Raw genomic sequence first — 15,823 nt, forward strand, 5'->3', positions numbered from 1 at the left:
TTCGTCACTCGGTGGGGAGGGCCTGCATGGCCTTGATGAAGCCGTCCGTGTCGAGCTGTCCGTTGAAGAACTGCTGGATGGCCTTGTGCAGGTCCGAGCTCGCCTTCTGCGGGTACGCCTGGTCCCAGGACAACTGGAACGACGGGGCGTCGGCGACCAGGTCGTACTGGAAGCGCGAGTACTCGGCGTTGCCCGCGGTCTCGACGAACTTGTCGGTGTTGGTCGTGGTCGGCAGGTTGCCGATGTCCAGCTGCGCCTTCACGAAGTCGTCGGAGTACATGAGCTTCAGGAACTCGGCGACGGCCTCGGGGTGCTTGGTCCTCTTCAACACCGAGTAGTAGTTGTTGGTGTTGCCGGCGACGTTGGCCGGGTCGCCCTTGCCGCCCCCGACGGTCGGGAAGGCGGTGTAGCCGAGGTCCTTCTCGGCGAACGCCTTGTGGTCCGTCAGCTGCTGGGAGTAGTACCAGGAGCCCATCAGCTCGAAGCCGGCCTTCCCCGAGGCCACCAACTGGACCGAGCCGCCGTTGGTGTACTTCACGGAGTCGTAGTTCCTGCCGAACGCGCCGGCGTCGACGAGCTCCCTGATCATGTCCAGGGCCTTCCTGCTGTCCGCGCTCTCCCAGGCGCTCCCGTCGCCCCCGACGGCCTTCGCGAACAGCTCCGGCCCGGCGACGCGGTCGTAGAGGTACTGGAACCACATCTGCGTCGGCCAGACGTCGCCGCCGCCGAGCGCGATCGGCGTGACGCCCTCGTCCTTGAGCCTCCCGACCGCGTCGAGCAACTCGTCCCAGGTCTTCGGCGGCTCGACGCCCGCCTGGTCGAGGACCGCCTTGTTGTGGAAGAGCAGGACCGGCTGGGTGCCGCGCATCGGGATGCCGTACGGCTTGCCGTCGACGACGGCGTTGTCGAAGACGGACGGCAGGAACTTGTTCTCCAGGTCCGGGTTCTTCTTGATGAAGTCGTCGAGCGGCATCAGCAGGCCGGCCTTGACGAACGGCTTGATGCTGCCGCCGCCCCAGTTGAAGAAGACGTCCGGGGCCTGGGGGGTGTTGATGATCGTCTGCAGCTTCTTCTGGTAGTCCGCACCGGGGATGGTGTCGAGGACGACCTTGACGTCGGAGGTCTTGTTGAACGTGTCGACGAGCTGCTTCTCGACCTTGTTGGTGGCGTCCCCGTAGACCAGGACGTGGATCCTGCCGTCGTCCGCCGACGCCCCGCCGCTCCCGCCACCGCAGGCCGAGAGGCTCAGTGCGAGGGTGAACGTCGCACCGCAGGCGACCAGTCTGGGCAAGCGCGCACGTGTCTTCATCGTTCGCCTTTCGAAAGTTTCGGCATCATCACCGAAAGTCCATGCCGTGGGACAGTAGGTCAGACCCGTGTTGCGGTCAACGGTCGGAACGGGACTCGCCCAAACCGTTATCGATGCGCGCTGCCCTATCCTGCGGATATGCACGATGAAGACGAGGAGAGCGGCAGAGTGACCCTGGCCGCGGTCGCGAAAGAGGCCGGCGTTTCGATGCCGACAGTTTCGAAGGTCCTCAACGGCCGTTCGGACGTCTCCCGCGCGACCCGGGCCAAGGTGGAGCGGCTCCTGGAGGTCCGCGGCTACCGCAGGCGCACCCAGGCGGCGTCCCGCTCCCCGCTCATCGAGCTCGTCTTCCACGAACTGGAGAGCGTCTGGGCGATGGAGCTGATCAGGGGCGTGGAGAACGTCGCCAGGGAGAACCGCGCGACGGTGGTGCTCACCGAGAGCGGCACCCGCCAGGCGCCCGCGCCGGACTGGCTGCCGGGCGTGCTGCAGCGCAGGCCGCTGGGTGTCGTGCTGGTCTTCTCCACGCTCCCGGGGAGCGTCAAACGGCGGCTCAGGGCGGCGGCCGTCCCCTTCGTCGTCATCGACCCGGCGGGCGACCCCGACCCGGACGTGTCCTCGGTCGGCTCGGCCAACTGGGCCGGCGGCCTCGCCGCCACCCGCCACCTCACCGACCAGGGGCACGAGCGGGTGGCGATCATCACCGGACCCGGGGACGTGCTGTGCTCACTGGCGCGCCTGGACGGCTACCGCTCGGCCATGGCCATGGCGGGGCTGGAGACCGATCCGCGGCTGATGCGCTTCGGCGACTTCCACGTGCAGGGCGGCTTCGAGCACGCCATGGACCTGCTGGAGGGCCCCGACCGGCCCACGGCCGTCTTCGCGGGCAGCGACCTCCAGGCGCTCGGCGTGCTGGAGGCGGCCCGGGTCAAGGGCCTGCGCGTGCCGGAGGACCTGTCGGTGGTCGGCTACGACGACGTGCCCCTGGCGCAGTGGTCGAGCCCGCCGCTCACCACGGTCCACCAGCCGCTGCGGCACATGGCCGAGGAGGCCGCCCGGATGCTGCTCCGTCCGGACGACCCCGGCACGGCCGCCCAGCGCATAGAGCTGGCGACGCACCTGGTGGTGCGGCAGAGCACCGCTCCGCCCAGGAAGGCCTGACCGACGCCGGGCCGGCGTGCGACGGCCCGGCGTGCGGGAGGCCGGGCAGGGAACGCGGCGTCCGTACGGACCGGACTCCGCCCCGTGCGACCGCAGGACGCGGCCCCGGGGCGGCGGGACGAAGCCCGGGAGGAGCCACCAGCGGACTGGATGTGCTCCCGAAGGCCCCGAGAACGCGTCGTGCCGGCGCACGGGCCGCCCGTGACGCCGACGCCCCGGTGACATGGCCCGTGGCACCGGGGCCGACGGGCGCGTGAGGTCAGGCGCCGGGCAGGACGCCGGTGCGGGCCACCTCGGAGTACCAGCGGGCGCTGGCCTTGGGGATGCGGGTCCCGGTCGGGTAGTCCACGTAGACGGCGCCGAAGCGCTTGCCGTAGCCGTGGGCCCACTCGAAGTTGTCCAGCAGCGACCAGAGGAAGTAGCCGCGCACGTCCGCGCCGTCGACGATGGCCCGGTGGACGGCGGTCAGATGGCCGTGCACATAGGCGATCCGGGCGGGATCGTTGACGTTCCCGGAGGGATCGGCGTAGTCGTCGAACGCCGCGCCGTTCTCGGTGATGACCAGCGGCAGCTCCGGGAAGTCGGACGAGAGCCGGCGCAGCAGGTCGTACAGGCCGGTGGGGTCGACGGCCCAGCCCATGGCGGTGGTCTCGCCGGGCGGCTGGTGGAAGGCCACCCGGTCGGCGCCCGGCCAGGGGCTGTGGGCGCTGTCGCCGTGTCCGTCCGAGGTGTGGGTGCCACTGCCGTCGGCCTCGGAGACGACCGTGGGCGAGTAGTAGTTGACACCGAGGAAGTCCAGCGGCTGGTGGATCCGCCCGAGGTCGCCGTCGCGCACGAAGGACCAGTCGGTGAGGGCCGCGGTGTCCTTGAGCAGGTCCTCCGGGTAGGCGCCCTGCAGCATCGGGCCGGTGAAGACCCGGTTGGCGAGCGCGTCGATCCGGCGGACCGCGTCGGCGTCGGCGCCGCTGCCGGTGAGCGGGCGGACGTGGTGGATGTTGAGGGTGACCGAGCACTGGGCGGCGGCCGGGAGGCGGTCGCGCAGCGCCTGGACGGCGAGGCCGTGGCCCAGGTTGAGGTGGTGGGCGGCGCGCAGCGCGGCGACCGGGTCGGTGCGGCCGGGGGCGTGCACGCCGGAGCCGTAGCCGAGGAAGGCGCTGCACCAGGGCTCGTTCAGGGTGGTCCAGGTCTTCACCCGGTCACCGAGGGCGTCCGCGGCGAGGGCCGCGTACTCGGCGAACCGCTCGGCCGTGGCACGCTCCGGCCAGCCGCCGGCGTCCTCCAGTTCCTGCGGCAGGTCCCAGTGGTAGAGGGTGGCGACGGGCCGGATGCCCTTGTCCAGCAGCTCGTCGACGAGACGCCGGTAGAAGTCCAGGCCCTTCTGGACGGCGGGGCCGCGGCCTGTGGGCTGGATCCGGGGCCAGGCCAGGGAGAACCGGTAGGCGCCCAGGCCGAGTTCGGCCATGAGGGCGACGTCCTCGCGCCAGCGGTGGTAGTGGTCGGTGGCGATGTCACCGGTGTCGCCGTTGCGGACCCGGCCCGGGGTGCGGGCGTAGGTGTCCCAGATGGACGGCGTGCGCCCGTCCTCGGCGGCGGCCCCCTCGATCTGGTAGGAGGCGGTGGCGGATCCCCAGAGGAAGTTCCTGGGGAAGGTGCGGGCGGCGTCCGGGGCGGACGCGGTCTGCCGGGCTGCGGTGACCACGTAGGTCCTTTCGGTCGTGAGGGAGTTCGCGGGCGGTGGGGATGCGGCGCGGGGGCGCGGCGGGTCAGCCCTTGACGGCGCCCGCCATGATGCCGCTGACGATCTGGCGGCCGAAGACGACGAACATCGCCAGCAGCGGCAGCGTGCCGAGCAGCGCGCCCGCCATGATCAGCGACTGGTCGCGGACGTAGCCCGCGCTGAGCTGGGTGAGGGCGACGGGGACCGTCGGGTTGGTCATGTCCAGCACCACGAACGGCCAGAAGAAGTCGTTCCACGCGTGCACGAACGTGATCATGAACAGGACGGCCATCGCGGGCCGCGCGACGGGCAGCACGATGCTCCAGAAGATGCGCAGCGAGTGTGCGCCGTCCACGCGTCCGGCCTCGACGAGTTCGTCCGGCAGCGCCTCGGACAGGTACTGCCGCATGAAGAACACGCCGACCGCGCTCACCAGCGTGGGGAAGATGACGGCGGGCAGCTGCTGCGACCAGCCCAGCTCGGACATCATCATGAACAGCGGTACGACGCCGAGCTGCGGCGGCACCATCATGGTGCCGATGACCAGCATGAGCAGGATGTTGCGCCCTTTGAAACGCAGCTTGGCGAAGGCGAATCCGGCCAGCGTCGCGAACAGCACCGTGGACAGGGCGATCACACCGGCCACGATCAGGCTGTTGATCATGGCCTTGCCCATCGCCGCCTCGTCCCAGGCCCGGGCGAGGTTGCTGAACAGGTTCGGGCCGGGCAGGAACGGCGGCGGTGTCTGGCTGACCCGGGTGTTGTCGGTGGAGGCCGCCACCATCGTCCAGTACAGCGGGAAGACCGACAGCACCGCCATGACGACGAGCAGGACGTAGGCGAGCGGGCCGGCGTGGTGCTGGCGGCCGGCGCCCTGGCGCAGCAGCCGGCGGCCGGCCGGCTTCTTCACGGGGGTCCGGGCCGGGGTGTCCGTCCGGACCGGGAGGCTGTTGGTGGTCATGGTGACTCCAGGTCAGGACGTACGGGAGCGCAGGCGCTTGATCAGGCGCTGCGCCGCGAAGGCGAGGACGAGCAGCATGAACATCGCCCAGGCGACGGTCGCCGAGCGGCCCATCTGGTAGTTCTTCCAGCCCTCCTCGTACAGCAGCAGGCCCAGCGTCTGGTACTGGTTGTCGGCGCCGCCGGTGACGCCGTTGGGTCCCTGGCCGAAGATCAGCGGCTCACCGAAGAGCTGGGTGGCGCCGATGGTGGAGAGCACGATGGTGAAGACGATGGTGGAGCGGATGCCGGGGACGGTGACGTGGGTGAACTGCTTCCAGCGGGACGCTCCGTCGATGGACGCCGCCTCGTACCGCTCGGCCGGGACGGCCTGCATGGCGGCCAGGTAGAGCAGCGCGTTGTAGCCGGTCCAGCGCCAGATGACGATGGTGGAGATCGCCACCTGGGCGGGCCACTTGTCGGCCTCCCAGTCCACCGGGTCGATGCCGACCGAGCCGAGCGCCCAGTTGATCATGCCGAAGTCACGCTCGAAGATCATGGTGAAGACGAGCGCGGCGGCGGCGACCGAGGTGGCGTACGGGACGAGCGAGGCGACGCGGAAGAACAGCGAGGCGCGCATGCGGTAGTTGAGCAGGTGCGCCAGGCCGAGCGCCATCATCAGCTGCGGCACCGTGGAGATGACGCCGATGGTGACGGTGTTCTGCAGCGCGTTCCAGAACCGCGAGTCGCCCCAGAGTTCGACGTAGTTGTCGAACGCCACCCACTCCATGACGTCGAGGGTGGCCAGTTCCACGTCGTGCAGCGAGATCCACGAGGTGTAGACGAGGGGGTAGAAGCTGAACGCGGCGAAGACGATGAAGAAGGGGGCGACGAACGCGAGCGGCGCGCCCTTGACGTCCAGCCGGTGCAGCAGCGCGCTGCGTCGCCGGGCGGTCTTCCCCCCGCCCGGTGCGCCGGGCGGGGCCGGCGGCTCCTCGCCGGTCAGGACCTTGGTGGTGGAGGTGGCCACCGGACTTTCCTTCCTGAGAGCGGATGGGTGAGCCGGCCCCGGACCCGTCGGCGGGACACCGAGCGGGCCCGGGCGGCTGCGGGGGCGTCGGGTCAGCCGACCGCCTTCTCGATGCGCTCCGTGGTGGTCTTCCACGCCTCGTCGCGCGAGGTGCCCTGCTCGACCAGGGCCAGGCCCTGGGAGAAGGTGTCCTTGATCGCGCCGTCCTTGCGCCCGAGGACCTGCTTGTCCGGGATCTCCTGCGCGGCGGCGCCGAAGATCTGGCCGATCGGCGCGTTGCCGAAGTACTCCGACTCGGCGTTCTTCACATCGGCGTTCTCCAGGGCCTTCTCGGAGGACGGGATGTTGCCGATCTTCTGGAAGATGTGGGCCTGCTGCTCCGGCGCGGTCAGCCAGGCGACGAGCTTCATGGCCTCCTCCTTCACGGGGCTCTGCTCGATCACCCCGAGGAAGGACCCGCCCCAATTGGCGCCCCTGGGCGCCCGGGCGACGTCCCACTTGCCCTTGTTGGCCTCACCGGCCTTCTCGCTGATGTGGCTGAGCATCCAGGCCGGGCACACGGCGGTCGCGAACGTTCCGTTGGCCAGGCCGGGGTCCCAGCCCGGCTGGAACTGGCGGAGCCTGGCGGTCAGCCCCTCCTCCGCGGCGTCGGAGGCGAGGCCCCAGGCCTCCTTGACGGCCGGGTTCCTGTCGTAGATCAGGTCGCCCTTCTCGTCGTAGTACTGCTCGGGGTAGCCGTAGACCATGGCGTTGAACAGGCCGCTGGCCGAGTCCGTGAACGCCACCTCGTCGCCCTTGAAGTCCTTCTTGAAGGTGCGGCCCACCTCGACGTACTTCTTCCAGTCGCCCTCCCACAGCGTGCCGACCTCCTCGCGGTCGGTGGGCAGACCGGCCCGCTCGAAGTAGTCCTTGCGGTAGCAGACGGCCATCGGGCCGATGTCGGTGCCCAGCCCCAGCACCTTGCCGTCCGCGGTGCTGATCTGGGACTGCTTCCAGGGCAGGAAGTGGTCGGTGCCCGCCATGCCGGCGAAGTCCGCGAACTTGTCCGCCTGGGTCTCGGTGATCTCCTTGGCGCGGCCGATCTCGATGCCCTGGATGTCCTTCAGGCCTTTGCCGGCGGCGAGCCTGGTCTGCAGCGCGGGGTAGTACGTCTGCTCGTCACCGGCGATCTCGGCCTTGATGTCGACCTCGGGGTTCTCCTTCTCGTACTGCTCGAGGAGGCCGGTCTCCTTGAGGCCCATCACGCCGAACAGGCCCATGGTGATGGTGACCTTGCCGTCCTTCTTGCCGCCGCCGGTGACCGAGTCGTCGCTGCCGCCGCAGCCGACGACCAGTGCCAGCGCGCCGACGGCCGCGGTCGTCGCCACCGCCTTCCTGCGCAACGAACCGTAAGTGCCCATGGATCTCCTCCTAGCGACGGCGCTGACACACCGGAGTGACGAGTTCTGCGATGGCTACAGCGGCTCTGACGAGGATGGGAACGTACCCATTCCGTGATGGGTACGTTCCCACCGCGCAACGAAGACTCATGGGTGGCGGACAGGTCTGTCAATAACTTGAAACCAACTCGTCGTCCCGCGCCGGGCTCCGCGTCCGCCGCCCCGCCCTCGGGGATGCTGTGCCGACGGCGGCGTCTGCAAGAATTGCCGCAGGTCACCTCCGCGGTGGGCATCGCCGCCGCGGCCGTCCAGGGGGGAGCGCATGAGCGGCAACCGCCGTCCGACCATCAAAACGGTCGCGGCCCGCGCCGGCGTGGGCCGTACCACGGTCTCCCGCGTCGTCAACGGCTCGGACCTGGTCAGCGCCGACGCCCGCGAGCGGGTCCTGACCGCGATCAAGGAACTGAACTACGTCCCCAACTCGGTCGCCCGCGGCCTGGTGACCAACCGCACCAACGCGGTGGCCCTGGTGATCCCGGAGTCGGAGAGCCGACTCGGTTCGGAACCGTTCTTCACCGCGCTGATCCGCGGCGTCAGCAGCGCCCTCGCGGAGAGCCGGACCCAGCTGCAGCTGATGCTGGTCCGCGATCAGGCCGAGCGCGACCGGCTCACCGAGACGGTGGCCGCGCACCGTGTGGACGGTGTCCTGCTGGTCTCCGTGCACGCCGACGACCGGCTGCCGGGCATGCTGGAGGGGATGGGACTGCCGACGGTGCTGGCCGGCCGCCGCGACGCGGGCGAACGGCTCAGCTACGTCGACTCCGACAACGCCGGGGGCGCCACCGCGGCGGTGCGGCACCTGCTGCACCGCGGCCGGACCCGGATCGCCACGATCACCGGCCCGCTGGACATGGACGTCGGCCGCAGCCGGCTCGCCGGCTGGCGCACCGCCCACCGGGAGGCGGGGGTACCCGCGGACGAACTCCTGGTCGAGGAGGGCGACTTCACGGAGGAGGGGGCCTGCCGGGCCATGCGTTCGCTCCTTGAACGCGCCCCGGATCTGGACGCCGTCTTCGCCGCCTCCGACCTGATGGCGATCGGCGCCCTGGCCGAATTGCGCCGGCGGGAACGGCAGGTGCCCGGCGATGTCGCCGTCGTCGGCTACGAGGACTCCATCCTCGCCCGTCACACCGCCCCGCCGCTGACGACCGTACGCCAGCCGGTGGAGGAGATAGGCCGCACCATGGCCCGGATCCTCACCGACATCACCCGGCAGGGCGGGCCCCGGCAGCAGCGCACGCTGCCCACGGAGCTGGTGGTGCGGGAGTCGTCGTAGCGGGGCCTTCGCGAGGTGAGGGACGGGCGGCGGCGGTTACCCGGAAGGTTCCAGCACTGCGACGAGGGAGAAGGAGCCATGGCCCACAGGACGAGCGCCCGGGACGTGGTGAACGCCATCAAGGACGTCGATTTCCCGGCCGGCAAGGACGATCTGGTCCAGGCGGCCGGACGGTCGGGGGCCTCGCAGGACGTCGTCAGGGCGCTGCGCGGCATCCCGGCCGAGCAGTACGCCAATCGTGAGGAGGTGGCCCGGTCCGTGCGCGTGGACCCCGATTCCGACCTCGGCACCAGTCCCGCGCAGCAGGCGGAGCAGGCCCGTGCGGGTGGTCGGCCGGGGCAGTCCCAGCACCTGCGCGAGGTGCCGAAACCACCGGTGGAGGACGAACTGGACCGCTGACCCCGGCAAGCGGCGCGAGTGGGCCGCGCCGGTGCCCGTCCCCGAGGCGGGCCGCCGGGGCGGCTTCTCCGCGACTCGGCCGCCCGCGACCGCCTCTGGCCGGCACGCTGCCGACCGGGGCGGTCCTGGCGCGGGCGGCCGGGGCCCCCTCGCCTCCGGACCCGGGAGGCGGGCGGCCGGATCCCCCTCCCCCGGGACACGGGACCGGTGTCCGCGGCCCCGCGGGGCCGCCGTGAGCCGCTCAGCGGGCGGCACCCCGTTCCCGTCGCAGACGGCGCAGTACGACCCTCAGGTCCACAAGCGCCGTCAGCGCGAGCACGCCGCAGACGACGGCGAGCAGGATCAGCGGGCCCCGGCCGGGGCTGTCACCGGCGTCGGACCCCGCGGCCCAGACGCCGAACAGCGCGGTGCCCGCGAGGAAGAGGGGGAGGAAGACCGCGGCGAGCAGCAGGCGCAGGCGCAGCGGACTCCGTGCGGTGACCGGTTCGGTGCCGGTCCGCGGGAAGCGGCGGCCGATCGTTCCGGAACGGGCCCGGGAGACCGGCGCGCGGGTGGGATCGGTACGTGGGTCACGCACTGCGGACACCTCCTCCTCCAGGGGCACACCGGCCGGGTAGCCGCCACCGTCGGTGACAAACCGGTGTCCGTTGGCGCGCACCCCTTGCGGGTACTCGCCCCGGAACCGACCGCCGACAACCGAACCATGAGGAAGGACACCACCTCATGCAGCACGACGAGTTCATCGGCAAAGTGCAGGCTCTCACCCGGCTGCCGGACCGGGGGACGTCCGAGCGGGCGACCCGGGCCGTGCTGAGCACGCTGGCCGAGCGGCTGCCGGCCGGGCTGGCGGACCATGTGGCCGCCCAGCTGCCACCGACCCTGGCCGCGCCCATGCGGCAGACCACCCCGGGCGAGCGCTTCGACCTGACGGCGTTCGCCGGACGGATCGCCGGCCGCGCGGAGACGGACGAGGACGCGGCCGTGCGCGAGGCCGCCGCCGTACTGGAGGTGCTCGACGCGGCGCTCACCCCGGAACTGACGGAGAAGCTGGCCGCCGCACTGCCCAGGGACATCGGCGGCCTGCTGCCCGTCGGACGTGCCGACGACACCGACTGAGGAGGTGAACGGGCGTGGTCTCCGAGTCCGTGACGGTCCCCTCGGGCGGCGCGGCCCTGGCCGGTGATCTCGGGATTCCGGCCGGAGTGCGGGGGATGGTGCTGTTCGCGCACGGCAGCGGCAGTTCGCGGCACAGCCCTCGCAACCGGGCCGTCGCCACCGCGTTGCAGCTGTCCGGGTTCGGCACGCTCCTCCTCGACCTGCTGACCGGGAAGGAGGAGAGCGAGGACACCGCGACCGGCCGGCACCGCTTCGACATCGGCCTGCTGGCCCGGCGTCTGGCACACACGGTCGACTGGCTGGAGCAGCGCCCGGACACCGCGGATCTCCCGGTGGGCCTGTTCGGGGCCAGCACGGGGGCGGCGGCCGCTCTGGTGGCGGCGACCGAACGTCCCCGGCGGGTGGCGGCGGTCGTGTCGCGGGGCGGTCGCCCGGATTTGGCAGGCGATGCGCTGGCCCTGGTCTCGTCCCCGGTGCTGCTCGTCGTGGGCGGCGACGACGAGACGGTCCTCGACCTCAACCGCCAGGCCGCCGAACGGCTGTCCGCAGCCGCCCACCACCTCCACGTCGTGCCCGGCGCGACCCATCTCTTCCCCGAACCCGGCGCGCTGGAGCAGGTGGCCGGGCTCGCCGCCGACTGGTTCCGTGAGCACCTGTGACGGGGCGTGCGGCGGACCGCGGCGCGCTGTGCGCCGCGGCCCGCCCTCGGCTCAGCCCGTGCTGCAGGAGACGGTCGGCCAGGTCCAGTTGCCGTTGGCCTGGATCGTCGCCCCCCAGTTGTCCCCGCTGCCGTCGGACCTGGCGACGAGGGTCTGGCTGTCGGGGTAGGAGGTGCTGACGTTCCAGGTCGCGGAGACCTTCGCCGGGGACGGCACCTTCATGGTCACCGTCCAGTCGCTGCCGCCGGCGACCGAGACGTTGAGGTTGTAGCGGTCGCTCCAGCGGCTGCCCGCGGACAGGGTCGCGGTGCAGGCGGTGCCGCCGCCGTCCCCTCCCCCGCCGCCGGAACCGTCGGGGGCGACGGCCCGGCCGGTCCGCGGGGAGATCATGCCGGCGCACAGGCCCCGGGAGGCCAGGTTCTGCGCGATGCGCGGGATCGCGGCGATGGTGTTGGCCGGCCAGTCGTGCATCAGGACGACCTGGCCGTCGGTGAGCCGGGAGGCGGCCTGCACGATGGCGTCGGTGCTCGCGTTGTTCCAGTCCTGCGAGTCGACGTCCCAGATGATCTCGGTCAGGCCGTACTTGGTCTCGACCGCGCGCAGTGTCGGGTTGGTCTCACCGTACGGTGGACGGAACAGTTTCGGTGTGCCGCCGCCGGCGTTCGCGATCGCCTGCTGGGTGCGGGCGATCTCCGCGTCCATCTGCGCCTGGCTCAGCCGGGTCATGTGCGGGTGGGTGTAGCTGTGGTTGGCGATCCACATCCCGGCGTCGACCTGGGCCTTGACCAGGGAGGGGTGGGCGGCGGCGTACCGGCCCTGGTTGAACATCGTGGCCCGCAGCCCGTTCCGCCTCAGCGCGTCGAGCAGGCTCGTGGTGGTGCCGGCGGACGGGCCGTCGTCGAAGGTGAGCCCGACGTAGCCGTTGCAGGCGGCGGCGTGCGCCGGCGCGGCGTCGAGCGTCGCGGTGGCGGTGCCGGCCAGGGTCAGCGCGGCGACGGCCAGCCCCGACACCAGGGACCGGGTGGCAGGTGGTCGTTTTCCGGTGCTCATCTGCGGTGGTCCTCCTCGTGGGGGGTCAGCCTGTGCTGCAGGACACCGACGGCCAGGTCCAGTTGCCGTTGGCCATGATCGTCGCGCCCCAGTTGTTGCCGCTGCCGTTGGGCTTGGCGACCAGGGTCTGGCTGTCGGGGTAGGACGCGCTGGTGTTCCAGGTGGAGGAGACCCTCGCCGGGGAGGGGACCTTCATCGTCACGGTCCAGTTGCTGGAGCCGCTCACCGAGACGTTGAGGTTGTAGCGGTCGCCCCACTTCTCGCCGGCCGACAGGGTCGCGGTGCAGCCGCCGGTGTTGCCGCCCCCGCCGCCGGAGCCCTCGCTCACCGTGATGCTGGAGCTGCCGCTGCTCTGGTAGCCCTCGGTGGCCATGATCATGTAGTTGTGGTTGCCCAGGTTCATGCCCTTGCTCGCCCAGGCGTCGAAGTGGTTGCCGCTGGTGATGGTGCCGCCCGTGCGCTTCGACTGCCGCACGCTCCAGTACTGGTCGAAGGTCCTGGTGCCCTCGATGGAGGGGGCGTTGTACCGGGTCGTCCTGTAGATGTCGTACGTGCCGCCGTCGCTGGTGACGGTGCCCTTGTACTCGCCGGTGGGCCGGTAGGTGCCCCAGTTGTCGACGATGTAGTACTCGATGAGCGGGCCGGTGGTCCATCCGTAGAGCGTCAGGTACGCGTTGCCGGACGGGTTGAAGGAGCCCGAGTAGCTGACCGTCTTGCGGCCACCGGTGCTCCAGCCCTTGCCTGCGACGAAGTTGCCTGTGTTGCGCCACTGGGTGCTGTAGTTGCCGCCGGAGCCCAGGTCCATGGAGACGGTTCCCTGGGCGTCGGTCCAGAACGAGTACCACCAGCCGTTGTCGGTGCCGGTCCGGTTCGTGGTGATCGGCGCGGCCGTGGCGGTGGTGGCGGTCAGGAGCAGCGCGGTGACGGCGGCCAGCGCGATGGTCCAGACGCTTCTGACGCTCAGCGGCAGGCGGCCTCGCCTGCCGCCCCTCGGTCGGGTGAACACGTGCATGGGATGCGCCTCCTGTGACGGCTCGGTGCGGAGTTCGATGCCGGACAGTGTTGGTCTGAGCGCGTCAACCGTCAACGCTTTCGGTGAGTATTTCGAAATCTTCGCTTGATCGAACAAGTGAAGGAATCTACGTCTGCACAGTTCGGCAGAGCCGCTGAACCGGTCGAGCCGAATGCCGCCGCGCGGGTGGGCGGATATCGTCCGAAGCTCGATGGACAAGCAGCGAAAGTTTCGACGAGTGGACGTTTCACGCGGCGGAGCCCGGACGCCTGTCCGGCGTCCGGGCTCCGCGGGTGGGAAGGACTCGTCCGCCCGGTGATCTCGGCCTTGCCGTTGCCGGGCTCGACGGGAGCGGGGGGCGTCGGCGTCGCCGACCGGACTCGAAGGGCACGGTTCGCCGCCGTCGCCGGCCGGGCCCCGGTGACCGTGCCTCACGGGTGACGACGCGGACCTCGGCCGGGTAGCGGGTCCTCTTCTCCTCGTCCGAGCCCGGCTCCGGACGGCGGGGCGCGTCCTCGATGAGGGTTCCGGTGGTCTCGTACCGGGTCAGGGACGAGGGGGCCGCAGCCGCGTTCGGGGCGCGGTGACCGACAGTAGAGGCAGACGAGGAAGAGGAAGGCGTGACCTCCGTGTCCCTGTACTGGCGGACCTTCGGGCTCAACGCGGTGGTGCTGGGCAGTGCCACCGCGCTGCTGCTGTGGGCTCCGGTGACCGTGTCCGTCCCGGTGCTGCTGACCGAGGCGGTGATCCTGGTGGGCGGCCTCGGCGTCATGCTCGTCGCCAACGCCGCCCCGCTGCGCATCGGCCTCGCCCCGCTGGGCCGGGTGACACGGCTGATGACCACTGTCGACCTGCTGCGTCCCGGTCAGCGACTGCCGGTGCGCGACGGCGGTGAGGTCGCCGAACTGGTCAGCACGTTCAATTCGATGCTGGAGCGGCTGGAGGAGGAGCGCGTCGCGAGCAGCGCCCGCGCGATCCTCGCCCAGGAGGGCGAACGGCGCCGTCTCGCCCAGGAGCTGCACGACGAGGTCGGGCAGAGCATGACCACCGTGCTGCTGGCCCTGAAGCGGGCGGCCGACGAGGCGTCGGAGCCGCTGCGCGGCGAGCTCCGGCAGGCGCAGGAGATCACCCGGGAAGGCCTCGACGAGGTCCGCCGGCTGGTGCGCCGGCTGCGTCCGGGCGTACTGGACGATCTGGGCCTGGTCAGTGCGGTCACCTCGCTGACCACCGAGTTCGCCACGCACACCGGGCTGCGCGTGCTGCGCCGCTTCGCCCCCGGTCTGCCCGCTCCCGACCACGAGGCGGAGCTGGTGATCTACCGGGTGGCGCAGGAGAGCCCGGCCAACGCCGCGCGGCACGCCGAGGCGCGGTGCGTGGAGGTGAGCCTGCGCGGCGCCGACGGGTGCGTCGTCCTCGAGGTGGCCGACGACGGTCGCGGCATCGGGGCCGCGCACGAGGGCGCCGGGCTTCGCGGCATGCGGGAACGGGCCCTGCTGATCGGGGCCACACTGGACATCACCAGCTCCGGCGGGACCTCCGCGCCACCGGCCGGGACCCGGATCCGACTGACCGTGCCCACCGTCAGGAAGCAGTCATGAACCGCCAGGACACCCACGAGGACCACCGGCCGGACACCACGATCCGGATCCTGCTCGCCGACGACCACGCGTTGGTGCGGCGCGGCGTGCGGCTCGTCCTCGACCGGGAGCCGGACCTGGAAGTGGTCGCCGAGGCGGGTGACGGCGCGGAGGCGATCGCCATGACCCGCACCCACGACGTCGGCCTGGCCGTCCTGGACATCGCCATGCCGCGGCTGACCGGTCTGCAGGCCGCCCGTGAGCTGACCGCGCTGAGGCCGGGGCTGCGCATCCTGATGCTGACGATGCACGACAACGAGCAGTACCTGTTCCAGGCGCTCAGGGCCGGGGCCGGCGGTCATGTGCCGGAACCCGTCGCGGACCGCGATCTGGTGGCCGCCTGCCGGGCCGCGATGCGGGACGAACCGTTCCTGTACCCGGGCGCGGTGACCGCCCTGATCCGCAACTACCTCGACCGGGTGAGGCACGGCGAGAAGGCGCCGGAGCAGCTGCTGACCCCGCGCGAGGAGGAGGTGCTCAAGCTCGTCGCCGAGGGCCACTCGTCGAAGGAGATCGCCGAACTGCTGTTCATCAGCGTCAAGACGGTCCAGCGGCACCGCGAGAACCTGCTGCACAAGCCGGGGCTCCGGGACCGCCTCGAACTGACCCGCTACGCCATCCGCGCCGGGCTCGTCGAGCCTTGACCGCCGACCGGCGGGGACGCTCCGCCCGCCTTCCGTACCGGGCCGCCGCGGCGGCCCTCGCCGCGTTCGCGGCCGTGCTGCTGGCCGTCGGGGCCGTCCACGGCGCGGAACCCGTGCCCGCCGCGGCGTCATCCGCCCCGTCGGCGTACCAGTCCGACACCCGTCCGTACGGCGACGACGCCTACGTCGGCGCCCGCACCCTGTTCACCCGGCCGGAGCGGGACGCCGGCGAGCGGACGGTGCCGGCCGGACACCTGCTCTTCACCGCGGCGCACACGCCGTCTGTCCCGCCCCGGCCGGCCCGGCCCGCGCCGGTGGCCGGGCACGCGCCGCCCGCCGCCGCGCACATGCCGTCGGACCTGGGACGCGCCCCGCCCTCGGCCTCCAGCACCTGGGATCCCCCTCTTCCTCTTCTCCTCGTGCCTGCTGGAGGCA

15 protein-coding genes are annotated in these 15,823 nt (G+C 71.4%); 7 read left to right on the forward strand and 8 right to left on the reverse strand.

The genetic code is table 11. The annotated features are described in order from the left end of the window. Positions 1-4: 4 nt before the first annotated feature. Positions 5-1,309, reverse strand: a complete 1,305-nt coding sequence (locus KYY02_RS24405) for an ABC transporter substrate-binding protein (protein WP_371241364.1) — start codon at positions 1,307-1,309, stop codon at positions 5-7. 138 nt (positions 1,310-1,447) lie between these two features. Between KYY02_RS24405 and KYY02_RS24410 the strand changes: the two genes are divergently transcribed. Beyond that, positions 1,448-2,470, forward strand: coding sequence for a LacI family DNA-binding transcriptional regulator (locus KYY02_RS24410; RefSeq protein WP_371241366.1), 1,023 nt, complete (start codon positions 1,448-1,450; stop codon positions 2,468-2,470). Positions 2,471-2,729: 259 nt separating this feature from the next. Here KYY02_RS24410 and KYY02_RS24415 read toward each other — a convergent pair whose 3' ends face one another. The 4 genes from KYY02_RS24415 to KYY02_RS24430 all read right to left on the reverse strand — a co-directional run bounded on the left by KYY02_RS24415 (position 2,730) and on the right by KYY02_RS24430 (position 7,556). Further along, on the reverse strand, positions 2,730-4,169 hold the full coding sequence (locus tag KYY02_RS24415) for a GH1 family beta-glucosidase (RefSeq protein ID WP_371241368.1): 1,440 nt from the start codon (positions 4,167-4,169) through the stop codon (positions 2,730-2,732). Between the two features lie 64 nt (positions 4,170-4,233). Beyond that, a complete protein-coding gene (locus KYY02_RS24420; protein WP_371241370.1) occupies positions 4,234-5,148 on the reverse strand; it encodes a carbohydrate ABC transporter permease in 915 nt (304 codons plus the stop codon). A 12-nt stretch (positions 5,149-5,160) separates the two neighbouring features. Further along, positions 5,161-6,156, reverse strand: a complete 996-nt coding sequence (locus KYY02_RS24425) for a carbohydrate ABC transporter permease (protein ID WP_371241372.1) — start codon at positions 6,154-6,156, stop codon at positions 5,161-5,163. A 92-nt stretch (positions 6,157-6,248) separates the two neighbouring features. Continuing rightward, on the reverse strand, positions 6,249-7,556 hold the full coding sequence (locus KYY02_RS24430) for an ABC transporter substrate-binding protein (RefSeq protein ID WP_371241374.1): 1,308 nt from the start codon (positions 7,554-7,556) through the stop codon (positions 6,249-6,251). A gap of 301 nt (positions 7,557-7,857) precedes the next feature. Here KYY02_RS24430 and KYY02_RS24435 point away from each other — a divergent pair, with 301 nt between their 5' ends. Together KYY02_RS24435 and KYY02_RS24440 are read left to right on the forward strand one after the other, a co-directional pair. Beyond that, entirely contained in the window at positions 7,858-8,871 is a 1,014-nt protein-coding gene (locus KYY02_RS24435; protein ID WP_371241376.1) for a LacI family DNA-binding transcriptional regulator, read from the forward strand. Between the two features lie 78 nt (positions 8,872-8,949). After that, positions 8,950-9,270 carry a DUF2795 domain-containing protein gene (locus tag KYY02_RS24440; RefSeq protein WP_371241378.1) on the forward strand — a complete coding sequence of 107 codons (321 nt, stop codon included), beginning with the start codon at positions 8,950-8,952 and terminating at the stop codon, positions 9,268-9,270. Between the two features lie 241 nt (positions 9,271-9,511). Here the strand turns inward: KYY02_RS24440 and KYY02_RS24445 are convergent, their stop codons facing one another. Then, entirely contained in the window at positions 9,512-9,847 is a 336-nt protein-coding gene (locus tag KYY02_RS24445; protein ID WP_371241380.1) for a DUF6343 family protein, read from the reverse strand. Positions 9,848-9,993: 146 nt separating this feature from the next. On the opposite strand from KYY02_RS24445, the gene KYY02_RS24450 reads away from it, so the two are divergent. Then, positions 9,994-10,386, forward strand: coding sequence for a DUF2267 domain-containing protein (locus KYY02_RS24450; protein ID WP_371241382.1), 393 nt, complete (start codon positions 9,994-9,996; stop codon positions 10,384-10,386). 14 nt (positions 10,387-10,400) lie between these two features. Beyond that, entirely contained in the window at positions 10,401-11,045 is a 645-nt protein-coding gene (locus KYY02_RS24455; RefSeq protein WP_371241384.1) for a dienelactone hydrolase family protein, read from the forward strand. 51 nt (positions 11,046-11,096) lie between these two features. On the opposite strand, the gene KYY02_RS24460 is transcribed toward KYY02_RS24455, so the two are convergent. After that, positions 11,097-12,095: a polysaccharide deacetylase family protein gene (locus tag KYY02_RS24460; RefSeq protein WP_371241386.1), complete on the reverse strand. Its 999-nt coding sequence runs from the start codon at positions 12,093-12,095 to the stop codon at positions 11,097-11,099. Between the two features lie 25 nt (positions 12,096-12,120). Then, complete coding sequence (xynA, locus tag KYY02_RS24465; RefSeq protein WP_371241388.1) at positions 12,121-13,107, reverse strand: endo-1,4-beta-xylanase XynA; 987 nt, start codon at positions 13,105-13,107, stop codon at positions 12,121-12,123. 620 nt (positions 13,108-13,727) lie between these two features. Between xynA and KYY02_RS24470 the strand changes: the two genes are divergently transcribed. Both KYY02_RS24470 and KYY02_RS24475 read left to right on the forward strand, forming a co-directional pair. Beyond that, positions 13,728-14,705: a HAMP domain-containing sensor histidine kinase gene (locus KYY02_RS24470; RefSeq protein WP_371241390.1), complete on the forward strand. Its 978-nt coding sequence runs from the start codon at positions 13,728-13,730 to the stop codon at positions 14,703-14,705. After that, the gene (locus KYY02_RS24475) at positions 14,702-15,388 is read left to right on the forward strand and encodes a response regulator (protein ID WP_371241392.1); all 687 of its coding nucleotides are present in this window, start codon (positions 14,702-14,704) and stop codon (positions 15,386-15,388) included. Before KYY02_RS24470 ends, KYY02_RS24475 begins: the two co-directional genes overlap by 4 nt. Positions 15,389-15,823: the final 435 nt, after the last annotated feature.

It is taken from the genome of Streptomyces pimonensis, assembly GCF_041380215.1.
Classification (GTDB): domain Bacteria; phylum Actinomycetota; class Actinomycetes; order Streptomycetales; family Streptomycetaceae; genus Streptomyces; species Streptomyces pimonensis.

Coding starts and splice junctions, on each gene's coding strand:
- KYY02_RS24430 (WP_371241374.1), bottom strand. CDS start 7,556: ATGGGCACTTACGGTTCGTTGCGCAGGAAGGCGGTGGCGACGACCGCG.
- KYY02_RS24450 (WP_371241382.1), top strand. CDS start 9,994: ATGCAGCACGACGAGTTCATCGGCAAAGTGCAGGCTCTCACCCGGCTG.
- KYY02_RS24420 (WP_371241370.1), bottom strand. CDS start 5,148: ATGACCACCAACAGCCTCCCGGTCCGGACGGACACCCCGGCCCGGACC.
- KYY02_RS24410 (WP_371241366.1), top strand. CDS start 1,448: ATGCACGATGAAGACGAGGAGAGCGGCAGAGTGACCCTGGCCGCGGTC.
- xynA (WP_371241388.1), bottom strand. CDS start 13,107: ATGCACGTGTTCACCCGACCGAGGGGCGGCAGGCGAGGCCGCCTGCCG.
- KYY02_RS24440 (WP_371241378.1), top strand. CDS start 8,950: ATGGCCCACAGGACGAGCGCCCGGGACGTGGTGAACGCCATCAAGGAC.
- KYY02_RS24475 (WP_371241392.1), top strand. CDS start 14,702: ATGAACCGCCAGGACACCCACGAGGACCACCGGCCGGACACCACGATC.
- KYY02_RS24460 (WP_371241386.1), bottom strand. CDS start 12,095: ATGAGCACCGGAAAACGACCACCTGCCACCCGGTCCCTGGTGTCGGGG.
- KYY02_RS24405 (WP_371241364.1), bottom strand. CDS start 1,309: ATGAAGACACGTGCGCGCTTGCCCAGACTGGTCGCCTGCGGTGCGACG.
- KYY02_RS24435 (WP_371241376.1), top strand. CDS start 7,858: ATGAGCGGCAACCGCCGTCCGACCATCAAAACGGTCGCGGCCCGCGCC.